32 protein-coding genes and 1 tRNA gene are annotated in these 26141 nt (G+C 43.4%); 7 read left to right on the forward strand and 26 right to left on the reverse strand.

Features of this window, described 5'->3' with window-relative positions:
- Nucleotides 1-278 precede the first annotated feature (278 nt).
- Both MWG26_RS14205 and MWG26_RS14210 read right to left on the reverse strand, forming a co-directional pair.
- The gene (locus tag MWG26_RS14205) at nt 279-1079 is read right to left on the reverse strand and encodes an MBL fold metallo-hydrolase (RefSeq protein WP_025656926.1); all 801 of its coding nucleotides are present in this window, start codon (nt 1077-1079) and stop codon (nt 279-281) included.
- Between the two features lie 57 nt (nt 1080-1136).
- The gene (locus MWG26_RS14210) at nt 1137-1997 is read right to left on the reverse strand and encodes an NAD(P)-dependent oxidoreductase (RefSeq protein ID WP_025656925.1); all 861 of its coding nucleotides are present in this window, start codon (nt 1995-1997) and stop codon (nt 1137-1139) included.
- Nucleotides 1998-2297: 300 nt separating this feature from the next.
- Between MWG26_RS14210 and MWG26_RS14215 the strand changes: the two genes are divergently transcribed.
- The 4 genes from MWG26_RS14215 to MWG26_RS14230 all read left to right on the forward strand — a co-directional run bounded on the left by MWG26_RS14215 (nt 2298) and on the right by MWG26_RS14230 (nt 6235).
- Nucleotides 2298-3131, forward strand: a complete 834-nt coding sequence (locus MWG26_RS14215) for a prepilin-type N-terminal cleavage/methylation domain-containing protein (protein WP_025656924.1) — start codon at nt 2298-2300, stop codon at nt 3129-3131.
- A gap of 160 nt (nt 3132-3291) precedes the next feature.
- Nucleotides 3292-4350, forward strand: a complete 1059-nt coding sequence (locus MWG26_RS14220; protein WP_025656923.1) for a CdaR family transcriptional regulator — start codon at nt 3292-3294, stop codon at nt 4348-4350.
- Nucleotides 4351-4624: 274 nt separating this feature from the next.
- Nucleotides 4625-4960, forward strand: coding sequence for a GNAT family N-acetyltransferase (locus MWG26_RS14225; RefSeq protein WP_025656922.1), 336 nt, complete (start codon nt 4625-4627; stop codon nt 4958-4960).
- A gap of 123 nt (nt 4961-5083) precedes the next feature.
- Nucleotides 5084-6235, forward strand: a complete 1152-nt coding sequence (locus tag MWG26_RS14230) for a glycerate kinase family protein (protein ID WP_117441268.1) — start codon at nt 5084-5086, stop codon at nt 6233-6235.
- A gap of 151 nt (nt 6236-6386) precedes the next feature.
- Here MWG26_RS14230 and MWG26_RS14235 read toward each other — a convergent pair whose 3' ends face one another.
- Nucleotides 6387-7157, reverse strand: coding sequence for a sulfite exporter TauE/SafE family protein (locus MWG26_RS14235; protein ID WP_025656921.1), 771 nt, complete (start codon nt 7155-7157; stop codon nt 6387-6389).
- Nucleotides 7157-7600: a MarR family winged helix-turn-helix transcriptional regulator gene (locus MWG26_RS14240; RefSeq protein WP_025656920.1), complete on the reverse strand. Its 444-nt coding sequence runs from the start codon at nt 7598-7600 to the stop codon at nt 7157-7159. Before MWG26_RS14240 ends, MWG26_RS14235 begins: the two co-directional genes overlap by 1 nt.
- 202 nt (nt 7601-7802) lie before the next feature.
- Between MWG26_RS14240 and MWG26_RS14245 the strand changes: the two genes are divergently transcribed.
- Together MWG26_RS14245 and MWG26_RS14250 are read left to right on the forward strand one after the other, a co-directional pair.
- A tRNA-Thr gene (locus tag MWG26_RS14245) sits at nt 7803-7875 on the forward strand.
- A gap of 451 nt (nt 7876-8326) precedes the next feature.
- Complete coding sequence (locus tag MWG26_RS14250; RefSeq protein WP_153921225.1) at nt 8327-8512, forward strand: hypothetical protein; 186 nt, start codon at nt 8327-8329, stop codon at nt 8510-8512.
- 71 nt (nt 8513-8583) lie between these two features.
- Here MWG26_RS14250 and MWG26_RS14255 read toward each other — a convergent pair whose 3' ends face one another.
- From MWG26_RS14255 to MWG26_RS14275, 5 genes are all read right to left on the reverse strand, one after another.
- Nucleotides 8584-8793: a helix-turn-helix transcriptional regulator gene (locus tag MWG26_RS14255; RefSeq protein ID WP_153921227.1), complete on the reverse strand. Its 210-nt coding sequence runs from the start codon at nt 8791-8793 to the stop codon at nt 8584-8586.
- A 338-nt stretch (nt 8794-9131) separates the two neighbouring features.
- A complete protein-coding gene (locus MWG26_RS14260) occupies nt 9132-9887 on the reverse strand; it encodes a peptidoglycan recognition protein family protein (RefSeq protein WP_240285777.1) in 756 nt (251 codons plus the stop codon).
- Nucleotides 9888-10032: 145 nt separating this feature from the next.
- The gene (locus MWG26_RS14265; RefSeq protein ID WP_240285778.1) at nt 10033-10686 is read right to left on the reverse strand and encodes a Rha family transcriptional regulator; all 654 of its coding nucleotides are present in this window, start codon (nt 10684-10686) and stop codon (nt 10033-10035) included.
- Between the two features lie 45 nt (nt 10687-10731).
- Nucleotides 10732-11136 carry a phage holin family protein gene (locus tag MWG26_RS14270; protein ID WP_240285872.1) on the reverse strand — a complete coding sequence of 135 codons (405 nt, stop codon included), beginning with the start codon at nt 11134-11136 and terminating at the stop codon, nt 10732-10734.
- Nucleotides 11137-11223: 87 nt separating this feature from the next.
- Nucleotides 11224-12471, reverse strand: a complete 1248-nt coding sequence (locus MWG26_RS14275; RefSeq protein WP_244062735.1) for a gp58-like family protein — start codon at nt 12469-12471, stop codon at nt 11224-11226.
- A gap of 25 nt (nt 12472-12496) precedes the next feature.
- Here MWG26_RS14275 and MWG26_RS14280 point away from each other — a divergent pair, with 25 nt between their 5' ends.
- A complete protein-coding gene (locus tag MWG26_RS14280; RefSeq protein WP_244062736.1) occupies nt 12497-12946 on the forward strand; it encodes a hypothetical protein in 450 nt (149 codons plus the stop codon).
- On the opposite strand, the gene MWG26_RS14285 is transcribed toward MWG26_RS14280, so the two are convergent.
- The 17 genes from MWG26_RS14285 to MWG26_RS14365 all read right to left on the reverse strand — a co-directional run bounded on the left by MWG26_RS14285 (nt 12943) and on the right by MWG26_RS14365 (nt 26139).
- Nucleotides 12943-13665 (reverse strand): hypothetical protein, encoded by a 723-nt coding sequence (locus tag MWG26_RS14285; protein WP_244062737.1) that lies wholly within the window; start codon nt 13663-13665, stop codon nt 12943-12945. The genes MWG26_RS14280 and MWG26_RS14285 overlap by 4 nt on opposite strands.
- A gap of 14 nt (nt 13666-13679) precedes the next feature.
- The gene (locus MWG26_RS14290; protein ID WP_240285782.1) at nt 13680-15788 is read right to left on the reverse strand and encodes a hypothetical protein; all 2109 of its coding nucleotides are present in this window, start codon (nt 15786-15788) and stop codon (nt 13680-13682) included.
- A 16-nt stretch (nt 15789-15804) separates the two neighbouring features.
- Nucleotides 15805-16179, reverse strand: coding sequence for a hypothetical protein (locus MWG26_RS14295; RefSeq protein ID WP_244062738.1), 375 nt, complete (start codon nt 16177-16179; stop codon nt 15805-15807).
- Nucleotides 16179-16415, reverse strand: a complete 237-nt coding sequence (locus MWG26_RS14300; protein WP_117441110.1) for a hypothetical protein — start codon at nt 16413-16415, stop codon at nt 16179-16181. Before MWG26_RS14300 ends, MWG26_RS14295 begins: the two co-directional genes overlap by 1 nt.
- Nucleotides 16416-16424: 9 nt before the next feature.
- The gene (locus MWG26_RS14305) at nt 16425-16775 is read right to left on the reverse strand and encodes a hypothetical protein (RefSeq protein WP_153920228.1); all 351 of its coding nucleotides are present in this window, start codon (nt 16773-16775) and stop codon (nt 16425-16427) included.
- Nucleotides 16776-16789: 14 nt separating this feature from the next.
- A complete protein-coding gene (locus MWG26_RS14310) occupies nt 16790-19981 on the reverse strand; it encodes a phage tail protein (protein ID WP_240285784.1) in 3192 nt (1063 codons plus the stop codon).
- A gap of 24 nt (nt 19982-20005) precedes the next feature.
- Entirely contained in the window at nt 20006-20368 is a 363-nt protein-coding gene (locus tag MWG26_RS14315) for a Gp15 family bacteriophage protein (protein WP_243002530.1), read from the reverse strand.
- Nucleotides 20331-20684, reverse strand: a complete 354-nt coding sequence (locus tag MWG26_RS14320) for a hypothetical protein (RefSeq protein ID WP_117441114.1) — start codon at nt 20682-20684, stop codon at nt 20331-20333. The genes MWG26_RS14315 and MWG26_RS14320 overlap by 38 nt, the downstream gene beginning before the upstream one ends.
- 20 nt (nt 20685-20704) lie before the next feature.
- Nucleotides 20705-21157 (reverse strand): phage tail tube protein, encoded by a 453-nt coding sequence (locus MWG26_RS14325; RefSeq protein ID WP_117441115.1) that lies wholly within the window; start codon nt 21155-21157, stop codon nt 20705-20707.
- A 16-nt stretch (nt 21158-21173) separates the two neighbouring features.
- Entirely contained in the window at nt 21174-21560 is a 387-nt protein-coding gene (locus MWG26_RS14330) for a minor capsid protein (RefSeq protein ID WP_117441116.1), read from the reverse strand.
- Nucleotides 21557-21937: a hypothetical protein gene (locus tag MWG26_RS14335; RefSeq protein WP_117441117.1), complete on the reverse strand. Its 381-nt coding sequence runs from the start codon at nt 21935-21937 to the stop codon at nt 21557-21559. The genes MWG26_RS14330 and MWG26_RS14335 overlap by 4 nt, the downstream gene beginning before the upstream one ends.
- A complete protein-coding gene (locus MWG26_RS14340; protein WP_117441118.1) occupies nt 21937-22275 on the reverse strand; it encodes a hypothetical protein in 339 nt (112 codons plus the stop codon). Before MWG26_RS14340 ends, MWG26_RS14335 begins: the two co-directional genes overlap by 1 nt.
- Before the next feature lie 4 nt (nt 22276-22279).
- Nucleotides 22280-22666 carry a head-tail connector protein gene (locus MWG26_RS14345; protein WP_153920220.1) on the reverse strand — a complete coding sequence of 129 codons (387 nt, stop codon included), beginning with the start codon at nt 22664-22666 and terminating at the stop codon, nt 22280-22282.
- A gap of 1 nt (nt 22667) precedes the next feature.
- Nucleotides 22668-22958, reverse strand: coding sequence for a hypothetical protein (locus MWG26_RS14350; RefSeq protein WP_153920218.1), 291 nt, complete (start codon nt 22956-22958; stop codon nt 22668-22670).
- 12 nt (nt 22959-22970) lie between these two features.
- Nucleotides 22971-23864 (reverse strand): capsid protein, encoded by an 894-nt coding sequence (locus tag MWG26_RS14355; RefSeq protein ID WP_153920216.1) that lies wholly within the window; start codon nt 23862-23864, stop codon nt 22971-22973.
- Between the two features lie 19 nt (nt 23865-23883).
- Entirely contained in the window at nt 23884-24501 is a 618-nt protein-coding gene (locus tag MWG26_RS14360; protein ID WP_153920214.1) for a hypothetical protein, read from the reverse strand.
- A gap of 261 nt (nt 24502-24762) precedes the next feature.
- On the reverse strand, nt 24763-26139 hold the full coding sequence (locus MWG26_RS14365) for a phage minor capsid protein (RefSeq protein ID WP_153920212.1): 1377 nt from the start codon (nt 26137-26139) through the stop codon (nt 24763-24765).
- Between the last annotated feature and the right edge of the window lie 2 nt (nt 26140-26141).

Below are 26141 nucleotides of genomic sequence, written 5' to 3' on the forward strand. Positions count from 1 at the left end.
TTTGCACCGAATAGATTCAATAGTATGACTCCCGGAAAGACCGCATGTCATGCATCATGACATGCGTATCTGATACTGGTTGGATTTAACTCCCATTTGTCAGTCTGTGTCAATAAGCTGTTGCGCATTTGGCAAATTACTTATTAGCTATCATAAGTTTTGAAGCTATTATTTACGCTTTCTTTGCTCTTCTTCCACACTTTCTTTGCACTTTTCATCTCAAAATATATATTCTAGCAAACACGCCCGTTTATTTCACTTTTACAGCACCAATTGTGCTAAATCCGGAACACTTCCTGGTCATCCGGTACATATAGATTTCCGCTGTAATATTTTCTTCCTTCTTCGGTATATAGTTCTTTCCGTTCCTCCAAATGCGTTTCTTCCGTATGATAAAGAATCAGATTTGGGATTCTCAGCTGCTCTGCCAGCAGACATGCCTCCTTTACCGTACTATGATGTTTTTCGTATGGCTTGAATTTATCTGCTTCTCTATAAAGGCAGAATGCCTCATGCATCAGCCAGTCGCTGTCTCTGACATACTCCTCTTCACACGGATTATACGGTTCATCCCCGCAGCAGGACAGCTTTTTCCCGTCCGCGGTTTTCAAAGTAAATCCAAACTGCCGGGCCTTTGTTGATCCAATATCAAAAAAGGTAACTTCGCAGCCCAGTATCTGTTTCGTATCCCCGCTTTCAAGCGGAATCAGCTGAATACGCCCTCCAAGGTGTTTCGTCACCTTTTTCATGATCGTCAGTTCCGCTATCGTTGTAATCGTGAGGATCAGGCCGCTGTGGCAGTAAATCCTGACCTTCCCCTCATATTTTCCCTGATTGATGTTCTGCCCGATCATTCTTATCAGCCAGAACAACCCCAGCAGATGATCAATGTGCTCGTGTGTAATAAATATATCATGGATTTCTTCCAACGGTATATTCGTCTCCTTCAGAATCCGGAGGATCTGATTGCCGCCCCCTGCATCTACCAGAAAATGCCTGTGTTCCTCCGACAAAACAAAGCACGTATTATAGCAGTCTGTCACCGTTGCATTTCCAGTACCTAATATCGTCAATTTCATAGTCTGCACCCTTTTCTACTGTACGTTTCCCACCGCCCCTTTTAAGCGGCCTGCTGCCTATTCATAGTACTTCATCAGCGCCTGTGTTCCCAGCTCTGCGTATCCTTCCGCTTCCAGTTCTTCACAGTTAGCAAGCACCTGGCTGAGCATCCCCAGGTCCAGCTCACTCATATTTGCCTCAATTAAAGCCAGTTTCATATCCTTGATAAAATGCTTCATAAAAAAGCCGGGCGCATAATCGTCAACCAGAATCTTTGGCCCGAATGTATCCAGCTGTCTGCTGCCTGCCGCACCAGTGGATACTGATTTTAAAACAGTTTCCAGGTTCAGCCCTTTTGCCCTGGCGTAGGCAAGCGCCTCACAGACTCCCGACAGCGCCCCGGCAATCATAATCTGATTTGCAAGCTTGCAGTGCTGTCCGCAGCCAGCCTTTCCCTGATAATTGATATTTGTCCCCATGGCTTCAAACAGCGGAAGACACGCTTCGTAGTCCGCCCGATCCCCACCGGCAAGGATAGAGAGGGTTCCCTCTTTTGCTCCGGTATCACCGCCAGTTACAGGGGCATCAATTACATGGAAGCCTTTCTTTGTCCCCTCTGTATATATTTTCTCCGCGATCTGCGGGCTGGTCGTTGTCATATCAATCAAATATGCGCCTTCGTCCGCACTGTCCAAAATATTGCCTGCGTCAAAATACACCTCTTCCACATCCTTTGGGAATCCCACAATCGTAATAACGGCCTCACATCCCGCCACACAGCTCTTGATCGAGTCATGGAAAAGTGCCCCCTCTGCAATCAAATCTTCTGCCTTCGCTTTGTCCCGTGCAAAGATATGCAGTTCATAGCCCGCTTTCATTAGATTTCGTGCCATGGATTTCCCCATGATTCCTATTCCAATAAACCCTATCTTCTTCATTCTATCACCCTCGTCTTCATATTGCCGGAAAATGATTTCAAATTTTTCCGGATCTTAATTCGTATTTTGTTTTATTGCTTCAGCTGATTCATGATTTTACTTTATACTGCGTAACAGTTCAGACAGGCCTGAACTGTTACCACAGAGACTTACTGTTTTATTATAGTATATTAGGAAACCTGTCACAATAGAGAAATTATTTTTTTGTGTATCATACCGTCAAATCACATTGTAATCTTCCGTTGAAAATGCTATACTGAACACACATTTTACAAAAGAGAATATCTGGGGAGGTATTTTATGAAGCGGAAAAAAGGCGGGTTCACCTTAGTTGAATTAATTGTTGTGATTGTTATCATTCTAGTATTGGCAGCCGTCCTGGTTCCTTCACTTTTAAGATATGTGTCCAAGGCTAAAAATGCCGCCGCTATTAATGAGTGCAGCGAAGTACTTCAGGCTGCTGCCAGGACTGCCGTTGATCTTGCCGCCGAGGGAACCCTTACCGCACAGATCCTGAACGACAGCAGGCCTGTAATCTTGAAACAGGCGAATGCCGGCGGGTCATTTGAGACTACTATACAGTTTGAAGACGATGATGCAGAGATCTTATCTTTCGGATATTTATCGGAAAGCAATCTCCATGTAATTTATGACATCAAGCATGATCCCCGGATTTACATAGATGTTGAAGGTAATGCTACCCTTACCAGAATGAACAATTTTATAAAACAGGCGAGTGACTTTGTTACAGGGCAGAAACAGGATAATCCAAAGCTAAATTCTCTGGACCGCCTCAGGCTTATAGAAAATGCAGTAAATAACGGCGGGCTCTTAGCAGTTACCGAATCCCAGAAAAAGGGCACGCCCTATGAAAAAAACGAATTATATTGGCATCCTTATTATTTAGGCGATTTCAAACAGGAAAACCCTCCGGTTGTCCTGTTTGCCAACACATCATCTACCACACACGGCGGCTGGTCAGCTAATCTTATCTATGTAGACGGAAAAGTATATCAGGCTCCTGAAAAGAACACTGTGAACATAGCAGGCTGGGGAACGGGCACCTCTCCTGTATATGATTACAATTCTTTGAAGACTTGGCTGGACGAAAATAAGTACACTGCAGTAAACTAAATCACCTCATATAAAATATAAACCATCTGCCAACCGGCTGGCACAGCCGGCCAGCGGTGGTTTTTAATTTGCTCATTTATCTGCAATAGGAAAACATCTTCTGGCATTGATACCAATAATATATTACAATATACATATTAACCAGACAGGAGGACTCTCTATGGAACTTTCCAGGCAGCTCGCCTCACAGATTGTTAATGCAGTCTACGAGGTGGTTAAAAATGACATCAACCTGATCAATGCCTTTGGCATCATAATCGGCAGTACGAACCCACAGCGAATCGGTACTTTCCATGAGGCCGGCAGTGAAGCCGTGAAAACCGGCGCGCCCGTATACGTGGACAGCGGACACCGTTTTAAAGGCACACAGAATGGAATTAATTACCCCATTTTTCTGGAGGGGCAGCCAGTCGCCGCCATCGGCATCACCGGAAATCCGGATGAGCTCCGGCAGTTCGGCTTCCTGATTACTAAAATCACAGAAGTTTTTCTCAAGGAGCAGCAACTGAATGAAGAAATGCTCTCTGAAAACCGGTCCCTGCATTATCTTGTAACTTCGCTTATTTATGACAACATTCAGAATCAGAAGCAGCTGGAATTGCTGTTGGATAAATACGAGATTGATCCTGCTCAGGAATATGCCGCGCTTTCTATAAAAATGCCGGACACCACTCTGGAGCCTGCGCTGCGTTTTTATTTTGCCGCTCTGGGATGCCGGCTCTCCCTTTATCTTTATCCCAATGAGTGGGTTGTCATATTTGACAGGGAAACCTTTGGCCGTTTTTCTCCGTCTGAATTTGGCAGCAGGTTTCAGGAACGCGTTCATTCCGGCATGGGGCCATTTTGTACACTCTATCAGCTGCACCAGTCCTATCGCAGTGCCCAGGCCGCTCGGGAACATGCACAGCAGCGGAACGCCGTATTTTATAATATAGAAGACATTTCCATTGAGTTTGTCATGGAAAGCCTGCCAGGCAGCATACAGAGGCTTTATGCGGACCATGTCCTGAAGCAGCTGAATCCCAGGGAGCTGCATATCTTGAAAACGTACTTCAACTGCAGCCTTTCCTTAAAAACTGCTTCCGAAAAACTCTTTATCCACAAGAATACTCTGCAGTATCAATTGGACAAGATCGCAGAAAGAACCGGACTGAATCCACGGGTATTCCATGATGCTTTCATGCTGCAGTTCGCTTTATTCTGCAAGCAGCATTTATAAAGGTCATTGTTTATTCATACCACTGTATGCGGGGATGATTTTCAAACAAGTTTTATTACTAATAACAAATATTGACGGGATTTTTTTCTATTTTCAGTATCTGTAACATAGCCGTACACTGAAGTTTTGATATAATAAATACATACAGGACATCATTGTTTCTGTGTCTATACAAAAAATAGTAAATGTTATTAGTAAGCGACAAGATGTGAAATGATATAAGCCCGTATAAGTTGGGGCATCTATTGTTGATTATGTTAGTAAGGTAAAGACGATGCCTTTTTATGCAGTATTTGATGAGCAGACTCCTGTTGGATTTGCTGCGATAAAAATTCATAATACATTTACAGCCGAGGTGTGCGTCATGGGCGTTATCAACAGGTATCAACGCGGCGGATTAGGCACAAGACTTATATCGGCTGTGGAAGAATATTGTTGTTCCAACAAATTCGAATTTTTGACTGTTAAAACATTAGCCCATACCGTTCACTATGAACCCTATGAGAGAACCAGAAAATTTTACCGCAAGATGGATTTCGTGCCATTAGAGATTTTTCCACTTCATTGGGATGAAGAAAACCCATGCCTATTTATGGCTAAAAAGCTATAGTCCATTATGAACAAAATGGGATATTCCGTATGTCTCTGCCTTGCGGCAAAATGGCATTCTACTGCGTAACTTTTCGTCTATTCAATCAATAAAAAATTAAATTTCAAATATGGAGGTTTTATTATGAAGATCGTAGTTGCTGTTGATTCTTTTAAAGGCAGTTTAAGTTCCATGGAAGCCGGACGTGCAATCCAAGAAGGTATTCAAAAAGCCAGTCCAGAAGCAAATGTAATTGTCAGACCGCTGGCAGACGGAGGCGAAGGTACAACCGATGCCCTCATAGAAGGGCTGGGCGGGGAGCGTATAGAACTCACTGTTACGGGCCCTCTCGGTGAACCGGTGTGCGCCTGTTACGGATATCTGAAAGAAACCGGCACCGCCATTATTGAAATGGCATCTGCCGCGGGGATCACTCTGATTCCAAGAGAACAACGGAATCCTTTGGCCGCCACCACCTTTGGTGTGGGAGAACTGATCAAAGATGCCGCAGAAAAAGGATGCCGCAATTTTATCGTCGGGATCGGCGGAAGTGCAACCAACGATGGCGGAATCGGCATGCTCCAGGCACTTGGATATGAATTTCTGGATGAGAACGGACTTAAATCAGGCCAAGGCGCCCAGGCCCTTGCAGGAATTTCCAGCATCCGCAGCGACCACGTCTTCCCATGGCTGTCCGAATGTACTTTTCAGGCCGCCTGCGACGTAACCAATCCCCTTTGCGGTAAAAACGGCGCCACATACATATACGGCCCGCAAAAAGGCGTTACTGAAGAGATGAAGCCCTTACTGGACGCAGCCATGGATCATTTTGCCCAAATCACCGCTGACACCTTTGGCGTCAGCCACGCCGCCGCCCCCGGAGCCGGAGCAGCCGGAGGACTCGGTTTTGCCCTCCTCAGTTACCTGAATGCCCGTCTTACCCCCGGCATTGACCTGATCTTGAGTGCAGTCCGCCTGGAAGAAGAAATGAAAACCGCAGACATCGTAATCACCGGAGAAGGCCGCCTTGACCACCAGACTGCCATGGGCAAAGCCCCCGCCGGAGTGGCCGCCCTCGCAAAAAAATACGGCGTCAAAGTTCTCGCATTCGCCGGGAGCGTTACCCCAGATGCCCGGGCCTGCAACAGCGCCGGAATAGACGCCTACTTCCCCATAGTACGTGGAATTACCACCCTGGAAGAGGCCCTCATCCCAGAAAATGCTGCCCAAAACCTTACAGACACCACAGAGCAGGTCTTCCGCCTCATAGAGGCACTGTCAAACGAGAGATACTAATAAAAAGGGACTGCTATATGGAAGATTTACATAGGGCAGACCAGCTGCACATCTACAAACCAACCGCCAAGTCATGCCCATATGCCGCCCCCGCCTGTTCCGCGTCCGAAGTGTCGGCTTTCCCGCCCGGATGCCGCTCTCGGGCGGCTTTTTAAAAAATTTTCACTGCAATCATCGCAATCCCCAGCACAGACAGAACAATTCCCGTGGCCCGGTTCAGGACCTTCGCCGGGGCTTTATTCGCAAATTTAGCTGCTAATCTCGCGCCAACCAAAGTAAACAAAATACATAACACGAGGGCAGGTATATCCGGCAGCCCGCCGCTGATTGAAAAATGGGATATGGCGCCTGTAAAAGCCGTAAATGCCATGATGAAAACACTCGTCCCCACCGCTGTCTTCAATTCATATCCAAGTATACTTGTCAGCATCAGAAGCATCATCATGCCACCGCCTGCACCAATAAATCCACAGATAAATCCGATCACGATTCCGCACAGAATTGACTGGATAATTTTTGTCCTGGCGCTTTTTTCCTCCTGCTTTTCTTTTGTCGTCATAACCGGTTTTACTATAAACTTAATACCCAGAAGCAGGGTCATAAAGACAGAAAAGCTTCCCATTGTCGTATTCGGAACCAAAGAAGCGATATAACTGCCGAACAGGGTAAATACCAGGACTGTTAGGAGCATCACGATCCCGTTTTTGATATCCAGGTTCTTATGTTTCCCATATGTATAAGCAGAAACTGCCGATGCGAGCACATCAGATGCCAGTGATATTCCCACCGCCTCATATGCATCAAATCCCAGAAAAGTAATCAGCATGGGGGAGATCACCGCCGCTGCAGAAAGCCCCGCCAACCCCGTTCCGATCCCGGCGCCCATTCCTGCCGCCAGACAGACAAGTATCTTCACTGTCATCATTCCTCACCTCGTTTCATGGTCTCCAAATTACTTGATATACGGTAGAGAATCTGATCAAACATCTGCCTCTCTTCACTCGTAATTCCCCTGAAAACGCTCTTCATAACCCGGGCCTGAGCCTCCAGCGCCTTTTCAAGCGGCCCGGCTGCCTCCTTTGTAACCTGCAGATGGCTGATCCTCCGATCTTTATCATCTTCCCTGATTAACAGCGCCCCTCTTTTCACCAGTAATTCTACTGCCTTAGATACATAAGATTTGGCTATATGACGGTACTCCACGATATCTCTGGCCGTATCGTACTGAGGATTATTGTGAAGAAATAAAAGTACATCCACTTCCACTTTACTCATGCCGTACCCGGCTGCAACCGCATTGATGCTTCCGCTGTACAGCTTATTGAATTGATTTGTAATGGATAAAAATTCACTTATAGAAATCATCATCCTGCCTCCTGATTTATTAATTAAACTGTTCCTTTTTAAATCAAATATAGTTCTTTTAAGAACAGTTCTCTGATGAACTATATTATCATAAAACAAAAATTTGTCAATTGATTTTAAAATAATAGACGTTTTAAAAAAAACAGTTGAAATTCGAGAAAAAAAGAGATATAATAATCAAGGTTCGTCTGACGAACCATTGGCTGGAATAGCTCAGTAGGTAGAGCACTTCACTCGTAATGAAGGGGTCGTCGGTTCAAGTCCGATTTCCAGCTTTCGTAAAAAAGGCCGCAAACCCCGGGGTTTTTAAGGAGGATGCGACTTTTTTTGCTATCTTTTTTTATCGAATGTATTTTCGAAAAACACTCATAAATCCTTAAAAATACCGAGAAATCCTGAGAAGTTTTAGTCAAAATTTAGTCAGAATTAACGACTTCCACGCCTTATATTTAGAGTTGTTGCGCTGTATTGTGAAAATTTTTTTAGTCAAGACACGTAAATTTATCGATCATACTCGCGAGGATTTTTATATTATGAGGAGCTATTATTTCCATTTTTTCTAGTTATTTTTTATCCTTATCATTTTAGGGAATTATATGCTTGTTTACACCACATACTATATCTGCTATGTTTAGAAGATTATTATCCATGTTTTCCACTACGTATGTAGTCGGTGTAAACGGTATATAGTTCCCTCATTTTATAATTATTTTAAAGGTACACTTTATGAATAAGAATATAAAACTATCATTAAAGGAAGAAATGGAGAAACAGGCTCTTAAAATAGAGAAGGAAGTTATGGATAGCCCCTATGTAAAGGATCTTGAAGTAACTGATAAGATGAATTCTGATCTCCTACAAAAAATACAAAATATTAATAAGGCTCCATCATCTCAGCCCACTAAAAGCTAACCTACTCATCAATCCATCTTCTTCCGCGAAATAGGAGCCACGAGATCCGCAAAGACTTCGTGGCTCTCATTTTATACTTTCCTGCCAACAATGGTATCCAATGAAACTTTGAAAACATTAGCCAATCCTACCAGTTCATAGATATCAGGAATCCTTTTCCCGGTTTCGTAATTGGATAGCGTTTGTCTGCTCATACAAAGCTTTACGGAAATCTGCTCTTGAGTCATGCCAGATTCTTTTCTGAGCTTTTTAATGTTATTTCCGATAGTATTCGACATCATAGTTTCACCCCTCCTTATAGCAGTATATTAGCAATTCTTATAATAGCAGATATGCTATTTTTTTGCAATAAGCACCCTATTCGTAACAGTTAAAACAGTGATTGGTTTGTGGTATAAAAACACCAGAAACACGCCATTTTTAGCCAGTATTTCTCTTTCTGAAGTACTGATTTCTACTAAACATTTTGTTGCATTTCATAAGGTAAATGCTGAAATATAATTTGAAATTTTTATTGCAACTCCCCCTCAAATATGTTAAAATTATTTTAAGAAAGGAACCCCCACTAAGTTCCTTTCAGACATAGATTAAGCCCGGAACCCTGAACCGGGCCATTATTTTACTTCAATATTCTCTTGATCGCTGCCTGTAGCCTTGCATGCCACGGAGCCTTACTCTGCCAACTAAAGCAAGGCATGTCCTTCCCATTATTTGCCTTGTAAATACTGTTCAGTACGGTCATTTCATCCTGGTGTGACAGCGGGTGGAACTCTTTCCCGTCAAAATAGATTACCGGCCCTTTGCCGTCTACTGTGTAAAAACATTGCATAGTTGTTTCTCTCCCTTCGTTTTTGGTTTCTTTTTTGTCAGTTGCTGCATTTTCTCCGTCTGTCAGACGGCTCTTAAAATCATCCCAGACACTCTCATTCCCAGGCAACCAGCCATACCATCCGGGGCAACTCTTACCGCACACATCCCAGTGACGTACTACACGCTCCGCAGGTATACCATACCGCTGCATCAGGCTTTTGGTCAGACTTACTGCATTATCAATTGTCTTATCAGCAATCTTTCCGTCTACGGAACACAACTCAATGCTGATGGAATTGGAGTTAGTACAGAGTCCAAATAAATTCCCTCCGTAGTCTACTCCTACCGCCCATGCCGTGTTATTAAGTGATACAACCTCGTAAACATCGGACTCATCTACAAATAAGTGTGCTGATGCTCCCCTGTCGGCATCACGAAAATAGTTCGCATTGTTTTTGGCTGTGTCGGTCAGGTTGCCTGTATAATGTATTACGATATACAGTCTGCCGGAATTTCCCGGAGTATAGTTGACCTGGGTATGATCAATCGCATAGTTATATCCCATGATTACTCCTCCTGTTCTTCCATGACACCCATTAATTTTTCGATTCCAACCATTCCAAAATCTTCTACCGTCTGCGGGGTAAATACCTCTTCTGTTAATACTTCTTTTTCTTCGGACATATCGATACTCCTTTCCATGTTAGTTTTTACGCTGCAATTCGCATTGTATTGTTCTGCTGGATAAAATCTTTCACTTGCTCATATCCCCAGCCACAATCTACCAGGCCGCTCACCAAACATTCCATTGACTGTATTGCGCGCAGTTCTTCCAGTGTCAAATGGTCTCTTAAATTTTCATTGGTTCCAATCCCCAATTCTTCTCTTAACTGCTTCGCATTCTTTCCAAACAGGACTTTATAAATGCAGTTTGTATATGTGGAATAAGCGTGTCCGTGCATTCGTTCATTTTCTGCAGACTGCTGCAGTGCCTTTGTGAGGGACTGTCTGACTGCGATTCCTTTCTCCCGTTCAATTAACTTTCCTTTGAGAAGTTCTTCCATTGCATTGAATTGTTTAATATATGCCAATTTAAACTGCATAGCCTTTTCGCCCGTATACCCCATTGCTAAAAGAGTGAATCCGTCTCTTGTCATAACGTACATAGGGTTTGGCTTTCCATTAGACGCTTTATAAGAGCCCAAAATGAATAGAGCGGAAAATTCCGCTGTACTTATGGTAGATTCGATATTCCTTATAGACTCCATTACGTCACGATGATTCTTTTCAAATGTTTCAGCTACATCCAAGCTGCTTACTACTGTTGTCTCTGATTTATTAACCCTTTTAATTTCTACTAACATAATTTCAATCCTTTCTGTTGAATTTCTGCATGAAAAAGAGGACGATTATTCGCCCTCTGAATCCTTGTCTCTTAGCTGCAGCAAAACATTTTTTAATTTATCCGGTATAGGCGTAAACACTGCCGCATTTTCCAGCAGGCTCAGCCCCTCATTCGCGATATAAAACATAATAACGACTTCCCGTAATGGTATTGTCCCGCCGATCAGCCCCTGGATAACAAAAGATACTGCAATCACAATAAACATTACGATCTTCTTCAGTAATCCTTTAAACCCTATTTCGGATGACAGTTGCTTGGTGTAAATACCCTTAATCCATCCTGTTATGTAATCCGCAATCGCTAAAAACACGATCGTCTTTAGCAGCACATCCCATCCTCCCAGCCAGTATGTAAGGAAGCCTCCGGCCATTCCGAATACGATGCTAATCCAGTTAAATAATTTCTCCATTTTCTTCATTTCCCTCACTCTCTTTCTATTGTTTTCACAAAAATAAGACCTCAAGGGTCTTGCTCTGATTTTCATATTTTCTCGCCTTTACAAATCTACAGATCTTAGTCGATCAAGCTCATACCCTTTTTGGTGTGCCTTTATCTCCCAGTCAAATTCGAGTCCCGGTGTACCGACTACTGTGAAAGAGCTCACTCCCTTCTTGCTGATCCATGCGTCACCGCCCCCATATTTCGTGATAAAAACATAATATCCGTATTCGGTGCTGACAGTTTCTCCATATTTCGGATCTATGAAAATGATACATGCTCCAAGATCATTTATTATTCCGTGTCCCATATCGCCAAACATAGGCTCCGTAGTCTCGTAAGAGCTTTGAGCTATTGTACCAAAATTTTTTGTCTTTACAATTCTATTTTTGGTACCAGTCACACTAAAATTTCCATTTACCTCTACATTAATTGTATCTTTATACGCATTGGTTCCCAGGATAATTTCTCCGACATTCTTACTATAATCCCACGTACCTTTTAATACGCTGAAGTTACTTGTAGAACCATTTCTATAATGCTCTATGCTTAAATTAACATGTTTAGCCACTATAGCTAGCCCCAAGTAACCCGTGTCCGAGACAACACCTGATTGATATATCTTTGCATACCACTCTTTTACGCCGCTGTACTCAGAATACATAGTCATTCTCCCGCTGTTGAAATCTACCTGAAAGTTTTCTGAGCCTATAACGGCATATTTAAACTCACAATTCTCAGCATATATTCCTTTGTTATCCCACTTGCCTATTTGAACCCCCAATGCATTTAGTATATTTATCCTGTCATCCTGGATACCACCTACAGTAACAGAACCTAAGAACTTTCCATTTTTGGCCTCCATGCTGCCATCAGCGAGAATTTTGAAGTTCTGGTTTGCGGTTACAACGCCATTTAGATTTATCTTATTTGCATCAATACTTACAGCCTCTGCAGATTGATTTATTGTGGAAATAAGGCTGTCCTTACTTACTTTTAGCCGTATCTCCTGTGAATTAAGTTCTATGGATGCCCTGGCCTGGGTTATTGCACTGAGGACACCATTAATGTCTTTGTATTCTGAGGATGATACTGCCAAATTTATTGAGTTCAAATCCATTTCGACAGCCGATAATTTGCTGTACATTGTCTTATCTCCGTTTTTCAATTCCTCAATTTCAGATGCTGATATCAGGAGAGAAATATTACCCTGTATTACATTGATCGCGGTCTCCTGGGCCGTGAACTTTCGGGATATAGCGTATCTGTCATAGACTGTTGCGCGGGACGCCAAAATTAAGGACATCGTATCACCTTCTTTCTTTTTTTATTTGGGACCTTATTTGCGTTTACATATAAATCAACTAAATAGCAATTATACTGATTTACTTAGTAATGTTTCAAATTGCATTGACGCAATTAACGAACTTGCGTACGAGCAATTAGGAAATCTATACTTCGAACATAATTTAAAATCGTCCGTGACTGCAGAATACTCTGCTGACAACGTACTTACATTTGGTGGTGTACAAATGTATCCAGAGAAATTTGTAAGATCAACGTTTTTGACCATCCTAAATGGGTCTGCATCAACAGGAAAGGGGACAATTTACCTCGTTGTTTTCGGCGCTGCAGATGAAGCCCCCGCAATAGTAAATATCGGTGGAGATGAGACTGGTTTATATCCAAAACTTGCAAAGACAGCCAGCAATTGTATTTATGTTGCTTGGAGTGCCACAGCTACAGCAGGTGTTCATGCCAGTCTATTTAAGCTATATTAGGATGGTTTTGACACAAATGTCTCATTGATATTAACGCCCACACCTGTTGCGATATCTGCCGTAGGTGTGTAGGTTACCTTGCCATCCACGTCTATAGATATCCTAAATAAACGGCTTGTTGTGCTGCCGCCTAAAACATATTTTATGATTTTATACGATGGCCGATATGCGGCCGGAAGCGTGCCGATGACAAATTCTGCATTAGCTGGCACGTCCTTCAAAATCAATCCAGCGCATTGCAACTGTATCGCACGTCCGCTCGCTATTACATTAGTCACAGGGTAATAAGTCGAATTGGTCAGTGTGAAATTTGCCACATTCAAATTGCTATTTAGTGCAGCAACTGATGTAACTACTTCGTTTATCGCAACAACCAGATTTGTTTTTTGCGCTGTCGATAGACTGGAAAGCGTGCCTATATACCCCAGCAAGGCTTTTCCCTGTGGGGCTGATAATACCTTGGTTATATCTGTTGTGTTTAGGTCGTCGGCAATTCCTGACGCTGTAAGTTTCCCATTAATAAACTCAGTCAGAGCATCTTCTAGGTCTGATTGTGATACCTTGTTCTTATTTGCAAGCTCACCAAGTCCCAATTTTGTTCTGATTTGATTAAATATCCCCAAGAATGTAGTTTTCTTGGTTGATACAACGTCCTGTAGCAAAAAGATGTCTGCATCATCCGGATTTGTTTTCTCGGTATATTCATTAAATTTTGGCATATTACCCTCCTGTTTTAAGCTGTCAGACCAATAATATTCTTTCCATTCGCATCTAGTATGTTATTTCCATTGTGGTCAAGTATTGGTGATTCATCCCAGATTATAAATGTGCATTCAAAATCTGCTACCATAGTTACGTCATTACCTGAGAGGGATATCGAATACCCCGTGGCCTGACGGCCATTCCATTCTCTATCACCCGAATCATCTTCTGATAATCGGGTCCATATGAAATGCTCTGGCCCAAATGTATTCGTAACTTCCTGGTTGCTTGCATATAGCCTGGCGTGGATCGTTGCTGTCTCCCCGTCTCCGGTATGTCCGCCATCTACGTAGGTCTGCAGCGTATATCCACCACCGGATGTTGCTATACCGTCAATTTCCTCCTGCATGGTATCGAACTTAGCTGATATGGTCTGCCCTGTCCCATCAATAACTACTTTGCTTCCCTGGATCTGCACATCGCTGCCGTTAATGTTCTGCACCAGCGTCTGTACATTGACCTTATAACCGCTGATACTGGCATCGTCTGCCACCATCGAGTCTTTTATGATGGGGGCCTTAATTCCCGCGGCAGATACGCCGTTAAGGGCGTCAAACATCGTATTCCCGGCGGCATCCACGATATAGTAATTAAATGCACCGGCAGAATCAAGACCGGCCTGCATCCTTATCCTTCCATCTTTGTCCATCCACTGCTGAGTAGACCCGAATATCTTCATGCCGCCAGCTTCATCTGACCAAATTTGAAATTTGTTAGTATAGATGGTGCCCGCCAGCAGATCATTCACTGTCACGGACTGCATTACCGCGCTTTTTATCAGTGCGCTCTCGATGACCGCGTTCTGGGAGGTTAGATGTATATTTGTCAGATCACCAACTCCGGCATTCCCCGATAGCAAGTTTTCAATGTTTCCAAGATTGATATTTGCAGTATTTATCTTTGCATTTATTGCAACTAAATCTTCAGTCTTTAGCTTTGTAATAATAGCATTTGTGGCTTCCAGATCCGTTATCTTGGCGTAGGTAATGTTGGCCGTATTGACATCCAATTTATTAACAATTGCATGATCTATCAGGGCAATCTGCACGGCATAACGCTCTATTGCCTGTGTTACAGGCCCCTTGAATCCTTGTTGTTCTTCTGTTTCGGATTCCCCGGGGGCTTCCACACTGGTGGTTAGCCCGCCATCAAAATCTTGCGTCATGCTCATGACTGGAACAGAATAGATGTGGCCATCCCGATCCGACACCTTAATGATGTCCCACGGATCTATCCGAGGATCCCCCAGAAACCGAAGACTTCCAGGCATGTAACTGAACCCTTTCAGGGCCGCCGCCACACTGTTTAAGATACTCTGGGTCATTAACGGGTTGGATATTGTAAGTTCTCGGTTTCCACTGCCGGCGGTTATAGAGATGCTTTCTCCGTTTTGGTCTTTTCCCGTATAGCAAACGATCCGCTGAAACGTATACGGAAAGTCGTTATGTTTAAAAGTGTCCCAGTATCTTGCAGGAGCGATACTTATGTTAGATACTGCATATTTCTTTATTTCAATTTGCCCCTGTCGGTTGCATATAGCAAACCCCGCATACATTTGTGATATATAAGAAAGAACCTCTCTACAGGTGTAACCATCCGGGCGTTTTATTGTTATTGAACTAAGTCCTCCTGTTGCTATCGGAACCTTAAGGAAAGCAGACATTTCGTTCAGCACTGCGATTGTCGTTGTAGCTGCAGGTAATGATGAAAAATATCCTCTGTCTGCCTTTAGCATCCTATCAAAAGCCGTGAATTTAATCATGTCCTCGTCAGCCTCAGGCTTCCCTGCAGTAAAATACCCCATCGGAACAAATTCTTCCACAGTTGCAGAAATATCAGCTCCTATACGCCATTCAAGTTCTTCATTTTCTATGAATATGGATGGCTTTTCCATTTCTACTTCTATGTACTGACTGATGCAACTCCCAATAATAAAAGAGGTTCCACTATTGGAACCCCCTTTTAATATAATACTTTTAATGCCTGATTCAATTTCATTTTCACCGATAATTAATTTGCTTTTAAACGTCCGGGAATCTTTCTGCACCAATTCCGTAAACGCCGCTGAGGATTGATACATTATCTCACCTCCCGGCCTAATCTACTGTCATGAAATCCAGCAGTTTAAGGTCTTTTATTGTAAGTGCGTCAAACTGTTCTAAATCACACTTCTCCAGTTCCGATATGGGCACGGTGTGAATCGAAACCTCGTTTTCAATTCCCAGCAACTCATCCATATCGGCTCCAAACCCTGACATGTCCTGAATGTCATAAGTATTTCCCACTACGATGTATCTTCCATCCTCGCCTTTTTTAGCATACTTATCAATAATTTTTGTGCGCTCCTCTTCGTATGCTTTTGCAACGGATTCTAATAGGGCTATATTCCGTGCGATTGCATATCCGACTTTTGATTGGATATCTGCAACCCCGTTCAAAAAAGTCACTACCTGGCTATTTTTGATTTTCATTACTGCGCTACCTCCGTATGGATGGAATCTTCTATCTCATAGACCATCTGATCAAATGCAGCCATATCCTGCCTGCACTCAGTTTTGTTTGTCTCATATAATGCTTTGTCCTGTATGCTACTGGAATGGCTGGTTGTGCCCCCATCCGTAGATATATTTGCCTGCATATAGACCACAGGCTTATCATTAATCATGCTATTTCCTGACAGGTTAATAGTTTTGCTTGTCTTTAACATTTTTTCCTCCTATTTTTGAATTATATCGACACTAACGCTCCGATACCAAAATATCCCATCTCCCAGTTGTCCTAACTGCTCTTTTGATAACGTACCGCGATAGCTTGTGATTGTAATGTCCGTACCATTGTCATGGAATGTAAATGGGAAAAAACCTGCCACTAAATAATTCTTTATAGTGACAAGCTCACTCTCTTGTAAAAATTCCCACTTTATTTTCACAGATTTTTTCTCCGCTATTATATCCCCTATCATCTCTGCGTTGGCAGCTCTTCCTGTATTCTTCGACCAGATAATCTGATCTTCCACGGAAATGGACACTGGAGCAGGAAGGTCAACACCAGCCCTACAAATTATCAATATCTTCCCCTCCTTTACGTTAACAACTCACATTTTCCTGTCGCTTGTGTATTTTTGTTTGTTGTTTTTATAAAGTACTTTCTCAAAGATTCCTCATCTATCTTCACAATGTCAAGCGTCTGCAGTAACAATATGATTTTTTCCAATAGTTGGATTACTTCCGCTGACATCCCTTCATTTCCGGTATTTTGCTGGTTTCGCATTTCATCACTGACACGCTTAATCCATTCCCGGTTATGTTCTAACGGCACCACTGCCTCTTTCCCGTCTTCTCCCATCATTGCAAGGGTCGGATGATCAATCACGCCGCCTTTTGCGAGATACGGTATTTTACCTGGTGACCAGGTGGGGAGGTTGAATCCGATAGATTTACCGCCAATACCTGGGACCCAACTGGGTATTGTGACTTTTAATTTATTCAGCATTTTCGCAACCGCGTTTACTGCTGTTGCAACCCCACTTATAAGTCCATTTAGTATGGCGATAATTCCATTAATCGGACTTTTTACTATACCAGATAGACCGTCAAACACGCCCTTGAAAATGTTTTTTATTCCCTCCCAAGCACGCTTCCAGTCCCCCGTAAATACACCTGCCACAAAGTCTATTATTCCTTTAAAAATCAGCTTGATTGAGTTCCATATATCTGAGATACTTTTAAAGAACGCATTGAATACTTTACCAATCACTCCAAAATCTTTTGTCCAATCTCTCGTGAATATCCCCGATAAAAATTCTCTAAACTCATTGAATTTCTGCTTAACAAAATCCCACACTTCTTTCGCTTTCGCAGATATTTTATCCCAATTTTTCCAGAGTAGGATGCCTATTGCTATTGCCGCTGCAATTGCAATGGTAACTGGGCCGCCTAAAGCCGTTGTAACCAAGCTCAGCGCGCCAGCAACACTTTTTATGGAGCCTACAATATTAATAATTGTGGTAACCAAGCCTACTGCTTTAGTAACAAATTCCCCGATTTTCCATGCAGCAAAAAATGATCCTACAACAATTGCAATATTCTGTATTGTGGTTTGATGTGTCTGGCACCAGTCTGAAAACTTTTTCAGCAAATCTGTTATGGTTTTCATGACAGAAATAAAAAGACCACCTGTAAATTCGGCTAATGGCTTGAGGAAATTATCAAACAGCCAAGTATTAAGAGGCTTCAGAGCATCTATGATAGCATTCACAGCCCCAATTGCCGCGGCTAACATGTCTAAAAATGTAGGCACCGCAGTTTGTATTGTCCATCCCGCGATTGGTAAGAGTACATTATTCCAGAACCACTCAAGCCCCGCCCCTATATTTGAAGTAAGCGGCTCCAGTGCTTGCAGCAGGCCATGAATTGATGTAAGCAGAGGCGTGAAATTTAATTTTGCGGCCCATTCGACGGTAGCCCCGGATATGTTCCGAATAGTGCCCAAAATTATGTTAAACAAGTTAAATATACTCTGAATGATCTTTGTCCCGGTATTATTCTTTTCCCACGCATTCTGCAAACCTGCAGCGATATTCCCTATTATCTTAAATATATTTTGGAAAATAACAAGCAAATTTGACAGCATTAATTCCCCGGTTCCATTCGTCCACACTTCCAGGAAACTTCTCCCAATACTCTTAACAAGATCCCAGACACTGCTAAGAGCGTACTTCATACTGGAAATTGTAGCCTTTCCTTCCCGGGCCCATGCCTGCTTAAATGGTTCAAAAATTTTACTCATTATATCCTTGAATTTTTTAACCCAAGGTATCGTTGCAGCATCTAACGCTGCCATATTAGGGGGCTGAATCAAGACAGGTGCATTGCTGTCACCTGCGATTTCGGATGCATCTGAACCAGAATTATCACTTAGTTTTTCTATCTTATCGAATCCCAATATGTCACGTTGCGCGTCTTTCGCTGCTTTGCCAGCTGCTGTTGCAGCATTTCCCGCTTTCTTTGCTGCGTTTCCATAGGCTCCCATAGCATCCTTTGCAGCTATAAGCGATTTTGTATTTTCAAAGCTTTGCTGGAATGATTTTCCAAACAGCAAACTAATAAAGCTAGCAACGTAGCTTGTTGCCGTAGCGATCGCGCTCATCAATGCATTGATAGCAGGTAAAATTGCATTATAGATTGGAGTAAAAGCAACCATAAGATTCGATTTTATCAAATTCAAAGAAGAAACAAACTGCTCATTAGTATTCAACGATGATATCAGGCTGGTCGTTAAGGCTTTTATGCCGCTTGCAATGCCCGGAAGAATAACCATCCATTTCATCATTTGCCCCAGGCTGTTCCCAATTCCACCACCGAAAGAATTGACATTAACACTGGCCTTTTTAGAATGCCGTCCAATGTTATTAAAACCCTGCCCGATACGGCTTAATAAAGACGGAGACTTCTTTCCTGCGGAATTAAATCTGCCCAATATTGAGGACATGCCAGACATTTTTGATGTTGCGGCTTTAATAGCATTTGCTGAAGCATTCTGTGCCTGGCTAAATTCACTAGCCTGTCTCTCCAATTTTTCATACTTTGCCCCAAGAGTATCCATCTTTCCAGTAAGGGAATTAATAGCAGATTCTTCATTCAGAATCTTGTTGTGGATGGTAGCCTTTACGTCTGGATTAAAGGCCCGGTTATATGACTCCCGTAGATCCTTTAATTTCTGTTTGTGGGATCTTATTTTGCTCTCAAGATTATCCATTGTTCGTTTTACAGTTTCCATCTCAGATGATACTCTGTCGATATTTAACGTAGGGGGCGCTCTGGGTGTAGCTGCAACAGGGATTTTAGTGGATGCCTTCTGTGCAACAGGCTCAGCACTCACAGGAGCCGTGGAAGGTGTTTTCAATTTAAATGTATTCAGAATACTACGCGCGAGATTTCTTGATTTCTGCCCAATATTGTTGATGGTATCCCCTGCAATTTTGCCTGTATCGCTGAAGGTCTTCTTAATCATATCGGTTGTATTCTTCATCATGCTTTGAGTGGTTTTATTGACATTACCCGTTGCCCTCTTCATTGTACCTTCAATTGTCTTTTCGACACTTTTCATTGCAGTATCGGTGCTCTTTCCTGTATTATTGAATACTTTCTTGACTGATTTATTTAGAGTCCTTCTTAAGCGATCCCCGATACTAGAGGATACTGAATTAATCTCATTTAGCAGATCCGATTTAACTTCCAGATCCAGACTGATTTTTCCAACGCTTTCTCCCATGTCCACTCCTCCCTTCCTATAATTTTACCCGAAGGTTTCAGCAAGCATATTTTGCAATATTGATACAGATTCTTCTTTTTCTTCGACCGTCATGTTTTCGGTGATTGGGTGCCTACTACGCCATGTATTTCTTATACTCATTTGTTCAGAGGTAAAATTCGCCAGCATATCTTTGTCTTCTTCTGCCCTGATTTTTACAATCATCCCCAATGGAGTATCTGGCATAATTCCGGTAAGCAGAGTGCAAAACTCTCCCCACTCCATTACCGCAATGTCATCTTCTCGTAACTTATACTGCAATGCAAATGATGATACGATCAGATCCCAGTCTTCGTACAGATCGTACCACTTATTTACGTTTCTTCCCCTTTTCCTGAAATCGGCCACCTTCCGCCATCTCCTCCACTTCTTCGAGGGATGAGTCTGCAAGGGCTGCCATAATAACATTGATTATCATGGTATATGCCGGCATTGTAAGCTCCTGCGCTTCTACATAGGCTGCAGCTTCTTCACCCAGTGCGATTACAATAATCTTTTTCAGGATTTCGAATTCTCCTAAGCTTTTATCATTCTGCAGTGCTTCGATCATCATTGCTGCAGGAGCAGTGTTGTTGATCTTAAATACATGTTCATCATCGATGGATACTGTTGGTTTCTGGTTCCTCTCTGCTAACTTTTTTGCGATATCGTATTGTCTTGCCATTACATTAATCCTCCTAATTACTATTCCGAAGCCGATGCCGGCGTATAAACTGGTTTGCCGTCACCCTGCATGGTAAATTCCAATGGTGCTACATTGGTGGAGTCACCTCCGCCTACATTAGTTACGTTAATAACACAATCAAACGACAACTTTGCACCGTCAGGAAATTCAATCTGGCCTTTTGTGGAACAGTCCAGTCCATCTTTCCATGCGGTATTTGCAACATAATCGTTCCCTTTATCGCCGACACACCTTTTGCCTTTCATTTCAATACTGAATTTCTTGCCGGTCATAAGGCCCCTGGCCCACCCAAAAGTTGTCATAGGCGTCCAATCTTCTACGCCTCCATCAATACTAATACCAAAACTCTCAAGATCTGAGATTTCAGCCATATCTTCTTCAGTGCTTGATTTCCCTTTTGTCCCAACTTTAAATTTTAAATTATAAACCGGGAATACTCCTGTAAATGCCATATTCATACCTTCCTTTCTATTTCTTATAGTAAATTATAAAATTAATGACATACTCATATACGCCTTTATCATCTGTCCCAATACCAACCGGTTCAGAAGTCCTCATATCGAACTTAACAACCTCTTTTCCAGCAATTTTGCCTGATTGCCCAAATAATGCATTAAATACCTCCTGTGCTTTCTCTTCCGCTGGAGTGCAATATTTCCCCCAATGCACCAATACTGAAACTGCTTTGGTGCCATAGGATGACATACCCAGCCCCCCGATTGGGATAACTGGTACGGGCCCCTGGGTAGGATAGACTGTTATGCTATTCTCTTTCGCTTCATCCCTTTTCCCAACATACCAGTTAGGGCAATCTATTTTTGATTTCAAAAAATCTTTCACTTCTGCCAGTGTCATGTAATTAGCCCACCTCCCAGCTGTTTCAGGAACTTACCATAGGTATCTTTCACAAATTCTTTCTTCGGACCGTCTATGTATGTCTGCATCCATAGGCCACCTGCATATTGGTTCTTATCATGCCGAAAGCCATATTCAGGATGCCAGTAAAGCCGGCGCGCATAAGGCGTATCAAAAATTATATGTGCCACCATTGATTTCACATCAGTCTCTACAAAACCGCTTCTTTCGAGTTCCCCGTTATTTTTGGGGATAGTTTGGCTCTGTTGTGCATCAGTGAGGACTGCCTGCACGGTTAACTCAAACGCCCGCTGGCTGGCTTCCTGTAACTTTCTGATGCGATCCGGGTATAGTTTTATGTATACTTTCACGCCCATCAAACCAGCCTCAATTCCGTATAGTTTACAGAACCGTCTGGGTTACGTGCTTTGATCCCTTGGAATATCTGTCGTTCCACCCCAAAAACTGTGGCCTGTCCGCCGCTTAGCGAAGGGAGGTCAGGGGCGATGTCACCAGGGAACATTGCCACGCCAGAAAGCTGCACTTGCTTCCCCTCTGCCGTCAGGACTGTCTTCGCAGTATCTTGGTAATTACACAAGAGATCGGATTCAAAAGCCAATAACGGGCCCCCGTCTTCGCTAACGCCTTCCTGTTCTATCCGAACATGGATATGCGTAGTACATAATTGTTTCATAACTAAACATGGATACTTCATAGACTCACCTCGCTAACCGGCAGCACAATCCGGTCTGGCACAACTGCTCATATACATCACGCCGCATAGGGATCCCCTTTTGGGTTGTCACATTCCAGCTCTCCCCAAACTGCATGGACACCCCGTTAATGGAGTAATCCTGCAGGATCATGTCAAATATTTCGCGATTCTGATACTCAAAATCCGCCTGCATACAGCAGACTTCCTGAATATTTCCCCGCTGGAATGGAGTTAGATCAGAAAATCCCCGGCCCACAATCCGGTTGTAAGTCAGGGAATCAATGTGCCTGCTTGCCTGTTTAAGCATCTTTTCAAGATCTTCAGCCGGAACTATGCTGCCCTTGTATACTTCTGCATAATACGCAGTATCTGCATATGGTTCATAAGCCATGTTACTCACTCGCTTTCTTGATTCCCGCCTTCTTAGGCGGTTCAACCTCCATCACGTCGTGCACTTCTTCGGCTGCCGCTGTATCCGTGGTAGACTCGAGATCTGCAATCCTCTTCCGCAGCACTTCAATCTCTGCAATGGCTCTCATGTGTTCGTCATATGGCACGGTTTTTCCTCGCCCATAAGCAACCACTTCCCCTAGCTCGTTTAGAATGTCAAAACCGGCATCCTGATATCCCTTTTGCTGTGAGCCATCAATCATGTACTCCTTGTTTCCTTTTGTCGCCCTCATACTGATCCTCCTCTACGCACCTGCTGCTTCTACGTTCATTGCACAGCCTTCTACCTTTTTCTCAAGCAAGAACAAATCGCCATAGTTTCGGTTTTGATACAGGTAGCCGTCTGCCGTACGGCTGTCCGTTCCTGGCGTGAAGAGCTTGATATAGCTGTATTTGTCGCGGCATACTACACAAGAGTTATGGATCAGGATCCAGTTAATCTGCTTCGCGTCGGATGCAGCCACGCAACCGGTTGTAAAGTCATACTTTGTCTTCATTCTTGCGGCTGGCACCATCTTAATAGTCACATCATCCAGACTGTGCACCTTTCGATTGATTGTGGATGGAGAAGTGACTGTCATAACCCGCTGAAGTCCCTCTGCTTCCTTCACGATCTTATTTATTGTCGGAGTCACGTACAGCACCCTGCCCTCTTCTGGTACGGCTGCTTCATCCATACGGGACATTTCTTCATCAAACGCCTCCAGAAAGTTTGCCGCCGTGATTACAGTCGTATCAATCCGGCCAGAGTATGTCGTAAGCTCTGCATGGAGTTTTGAGAACCGGTAAGAGTCCTTTTCCGGGATCGCCTGCTCTGTCTCAAAAGTATTCTGGATGTTTGCCACGGACAATGCGAGGTTAGTCTCGTCAATATCCATAGGATCGATCCAGAACTCCACGTCTCTGTCATGTTCCAGTTTCTTAGCCTCCCAGTCGTTGCTCAGGGTACCGGCATTAAATCCAGGCGTCCTGGTATGGTCCTTATATCCAGTTACTGCCATTCTTGGCAATTTAATGGTCTGAGCGTTGATAAATTTCACGCTCTGGTTGCTCTGGGTCAATGCATCAGAGCACAACTCTTTTGCATATTTCTGCTGCAGGAGCTGTGTAAACGTTGTTGCATAATCATATACTGCCATGTATTAATTCCTCTCTTTCTTATAATCCAAATGCCTTTTTTAAGGCATCATCTGTTGTCTGCTGCTGCCCTGATCCGCCGGATGCGCCCACCTGCACGAAACCTGTCTGACCTGCTGGCGCCGGTTTCAATGCGGGTACATCTTCCAGGACTTTATTCAGCACAGTTTTAAGTGTCTCATCATTGATCTTCCCGTCTTCCCCCATAACCTGGCTTAAATCTGCCATTTTAAGGACATACGGGATAGTTTTTGCATCAATGCCAAGCCCGACTGCTGCCATAGTAGCCGCCGCCTGAATTTGCGCCTGTTGCGCATCCGCCTGGGCCTGTGCTGCCTGAGCCTGCAATGCGTTTACATCCGGGGTATTAGCCGCCTGCTGTTGCTTAAATGTCGTAATTGCCTGGTCCATCTGCTCTTTTGATAATCCCTGCTGCTTTAAGTAGCCTCTCAATGCACTATCTTCCGCTACTGACTGTTTCCCCTGTACAATCTGGGCCAGTTTTTCATAGTCGATAGCCAGCTCCTGGGTCTGCTGTGCCGGTGGAGTTTGTGTCTGCTGCGTTCCTCCTGCGGGTAACTCTGTACTCCCTGCTGATTCCGCAAAGTGTTGTAAATCCAGTTTCATTAAATTCTTCATCTCTGTTTCTCCTTTCGACAGTTGTAAGAGTGTCTCTCCATTACAGTTTTTAATGTGCTGTCTGCACGGACAGTTGTTGACCCGGTGTCTCCGTGTAGTTTAATGTCTTCGGACACAAAAATAAGACGCATTACCCTGCATCTTAAAGGGAGATATCTGGATCACCGCCTCTCTATCTTCCCCTGCCTTTTTTACCACCTTTGCAAGCCAATGCCTCCATCCTCCTTTCTATTCTAAAGCTGTTTTCCCATTCGCAAGTATTCATCTGTTTTTTTCTCTGTCGTAATCCCGGCGCAGTTCCGGGTGCCTGTCCATATGCTCTTCCAGCTCATCTCGATACTGTTTGACTTTTTTCCGTGCTTGACTTATGTTCACAGGATCACAAGACCCTTCTTCTTTCCGTTTCCACTTTCTGATCTTCCGCTCAAATTCTCGTTGTTTCTGCTCTGCCCTGTATGTATTTAATGCCTTATTAGTATCCGTAACTTCTGGAAGCTGTGTGATCCCCGGGAAGTATGTTGATATGGTATGCCTGCAGTTTGGATGTAGCAGACCAGCCTCCATTGCATCTGATAAGAGCGGATATCCTAGTTCTTTTGCCTCCCTTGCGGACACGTGGCTAAATACATCATCCACCAGCACTTTCCCCTGCCAGGGAGCGCATAAAGGGCATGTATTTGCATGGGCCGATACCACAACTGTATGTATGCCCCACTCATCCCGTTTTTTTCCTTCACCTAAAAGCATTGCTCGGTGTGAGGCCGTCCTAAGCGCCATCTCTGCGTAGCTGGCTATATTGACACGGCGGCCGTTCTTGTACTCTATGCAGTCAATACCTGCGTCCAGAAACTCCTTCGTTGCCATATCGATAGCTTGATCAAGCGTCTTAACCCCTGCAGCCATGTTCATACCTGCCCTGTAAACAGTCTGCCGGTATATGTCATCCATCCGCCTCCATACGGCCTTTTGGGCTTCTTTCAGGTCGTGTACCACTTTTTTCTTCATATCATCCAGTTTGATATCGTTGGAGCCCTCAGGGAGTGCTTTTTCCTTCCCATCAGGATGGAAAGTACCTCCAATTTCTTCTGGTTCCTGTTTATCTGCTGGCGAATTATCCAGTTTAGATTCTTTCTCTTGCGTGGGCAAGTCCTCTGGTTTTTCTACTGCTGGGATCTCTTCCTGTGGACTTACCTTTTCAGCCTCTTCCTGCATAACATTTATCTTATTTTTGTTCACGCCAAAAAAATCTTGTTCATCCGGAGGAGGTGTCGATGGCTTGTGGATTTCTATACTTTTTGGAAGCTTGACCCGCTTTCGCTTAAAAAAGATGGATTTTATACTATCCAAAATCCGGTTAAATAAATTCTGTCCACGCTGATAGCTGCCTTCCAGCGCCTCATTTACAACCCGCTCCACCTCAGGACTTATTTTATCCACAGTATTTTTACTTTCTTTTCGATATTTTTGTAGGTTCCGCAGCTTTGCCCTTTGCCACATCTCCCAGCGAAAACCTTCTTTTTTTTCTTCCTGTTCATGACGTTTAAGGTTACGTCGTAAACTGCGTACAAGATCAAGCTCCATTTCCTCAAAGACACTCCGGAGATTGTATGCATCATCCTGCCGATTTTTTTTTGACATGA

The sequence above is a fragment of the Faecalicatena contorta genome (genome assembly GCF_022835095.1).
Taxonomy (GTDB): domain Bacteria; phylum Bacillota; class Clostridia; order Lachnospirales; family Lachnospiraceae; genus Faecalicatena; species Faecalicatena contorta.

Coding starts and splice junctions, on each gene's coding strand:
- MWG26_RS14335 (WP_117441117.1), bottom strand. CDS start 21,937: ATGGGCGTGAAAGTATACATAAAACTATACCCGGATCGCATCAGAAAG.
- MWG26_RS14330 (WP_117441116.1), bottom strand. CDS start 21,560: ATGACACTGGCAGAAGTGAAAGATTTTTTGAAATCAAAAATAGATTGC.
- MWG26_RS14210 (WP_025656925.1), bottom strand. CDS start 1,997: ATGAAGAAGATAGGGTTTATTGGAATAGGAATCATGGGGAAATCCATG.
- MWG26_RS14250 (WP_153921225.1), top strand. CDS start 8,327: ATGAATAAGAATATAAAACTATCATTAAAGGAAGAAATGGAGAAACAG.
- MWG26_RS14295 (WP_244062738.1), bottom strand. CDS start 16,179: ATGAAAATCAAAAATAGCCAGGTAGTGACTTTTTTGAACGGGGTTGCA.
- MWG26_RS14340 (WP_117441118.1), bottom strand. CDS start 22,275: ATGAAGTATCCATGTTTAGTTATGAAACAATTATGTACTACGCATATC.
- MWG26_RS14355 (WP_153920216.1), bottom strand. CDS start 23,864: ATGGCAGTATATGATTATGCAACAACGTTTACACAGCTCCTGCAGCAG.
- MWG26_RS14365 (WP_153920212.1), bottom strand. CDS start 26,139: ATGTCAAAAAAAAATCGGCAGGATGATGCATACAATCTCCGGAGTGTC.
- MWG26_RS14300 (WP_117441110.1), bottom strand. CDS start 16,415: ATGTTAAAGACAAGCAAAACTATTAACCTGTCAGGAAATAGCATGATT.
- MWG26_RS14205 (WP_025656926.1), bottom strand. CDS start 1,079: ATGAAATTGACGATATTAGGTACTGGAAATGCAACGGTGACAGACTGC.
- MWG26_RS14240 (WP_025656920.1), bottom strand. CDS start 7,600: ATGATTTCTATAAGTGAATTTTTATCCATTACAAATCAATTCAATAAG.
- MWG26_RS14325 (WP_117441115.1), bottom strand. CDS start 21,157: ATGGCATTTACAGGAGTATTCCCGGTTTATAATTTAAAATTTAAAGTT.
- MWG26_RS14310 (WP_240285784.1), bottom strand. CDS start 19,981: ATGGGAGAAAGCGTTGGAAAAATCAGTCTGGATCTGGAAGTTAAATCG.
- MWG26_RS14270 (WP_240285872.1), bottom strand. CDS start 11,136: ATGGAGAAATTATTTAACTGGATTAGCATCGTATTCGGAATGGCCGGA.
- MWG26_RS14360 (WP_153920214.1), bottom strand. CDS start 24,501: ATGAAGAATTTAATGAAACTGGATTTACAACACTTTGCGGAATCAGCA.
- MWG26_RS14235 (WP_025656921.1), bottom strand. CDS start 7,157: ATGACAGTGAAGATACTTGTCTGTCTGGCGGCAGGAATGGGCGCCGGG.
- MWG26_RS14350 (WP_153920218.1), bottom strand. CDS start 22,958: ATGAGGGCGACAAAAGGAAACAAGGAGTACATGATTGATGGCTCACAG.
- MWG26_RS14255 (WP_153921227.1), bottom strand. CDS start 8,793: ATGATGTCGAATACTATCGGAAATAACATTAAAAAGCTCAGAAAAGAA.
- MWG26_RS14265 (WP_240285778.1), bottom strand. CDS start 10,686: ATGTTAGTAGAAATTAAAAGGGTTAATAAATCAGAGACAACAGTAGTA.
- MWG26_RS14345 (WP_153920220.1), bottom strand. CDS start 22,666: ATGGCTTATGAACCATATGCAGATACTGCGTATTATGCAGAAGTATAC.
- MWG26_RS14260 (WP_240285777.1), bottom strand. CDS start 9,887: ATGGGATATAACTATGCGATTGATCATACCCAGGTCAACTATACTCCG.
- MWG26_RS14225 (WP_025656922.1), top strand. CDS start 4,625: ATGCCTTTTTATGCAGTATTTGATGAGCAGACTCCTGTTGGATTTGCT.
- MWG26_RS14230 (WP_117441268.1), top strand. CDS start 5,084: ATGAAGATCGTAGTTGCTGTTGATTCTTTTAAAGGCAGTTTAAGTTCC.
- MWG26_RS14290 (WP_240285782.1), bottom strand. CDS start 15,788: ATGTATCAATCCTCAGCGGCGTTTACGGAATTGGTGCAGAAAGATTCC.
- MWG26_RS14285 (WP_244062737.1), bottom strand. CDS start 13,665: ATGCCAAAATTTAATGAATATACCGAGAAAACAAATCCGGATGATGCA.
- MWG26_RS14320 (WP_117441114.1), bottom strand. CDS start 20,684: ATGGCAAGACAATACGATATCGCAAAAAAGTTAGCAGAGAGGAACCAG.
- MWG26_RS14220 (WP_025656923.1), top strand. CDS start 3,292: ATGGAACTTTCCAGGCAGCTCGCCTCACAGATTGTTAATGCAGTCTAC.
- MWG26_RS14215 (WP_025656924.1), top strand. CDS start 2,298: ATGAAGCGGAAAAAAGGCGGGTTCACCTTAGTTGAATTAATTGTTGTG.
- MWG26_RS14275 (WP_244062735.1), bottom strand. CDS start 12,471: ATGTCCTTAATTTTGGCGTCCCGCGCAACAGTCTATGACAGATACGCT.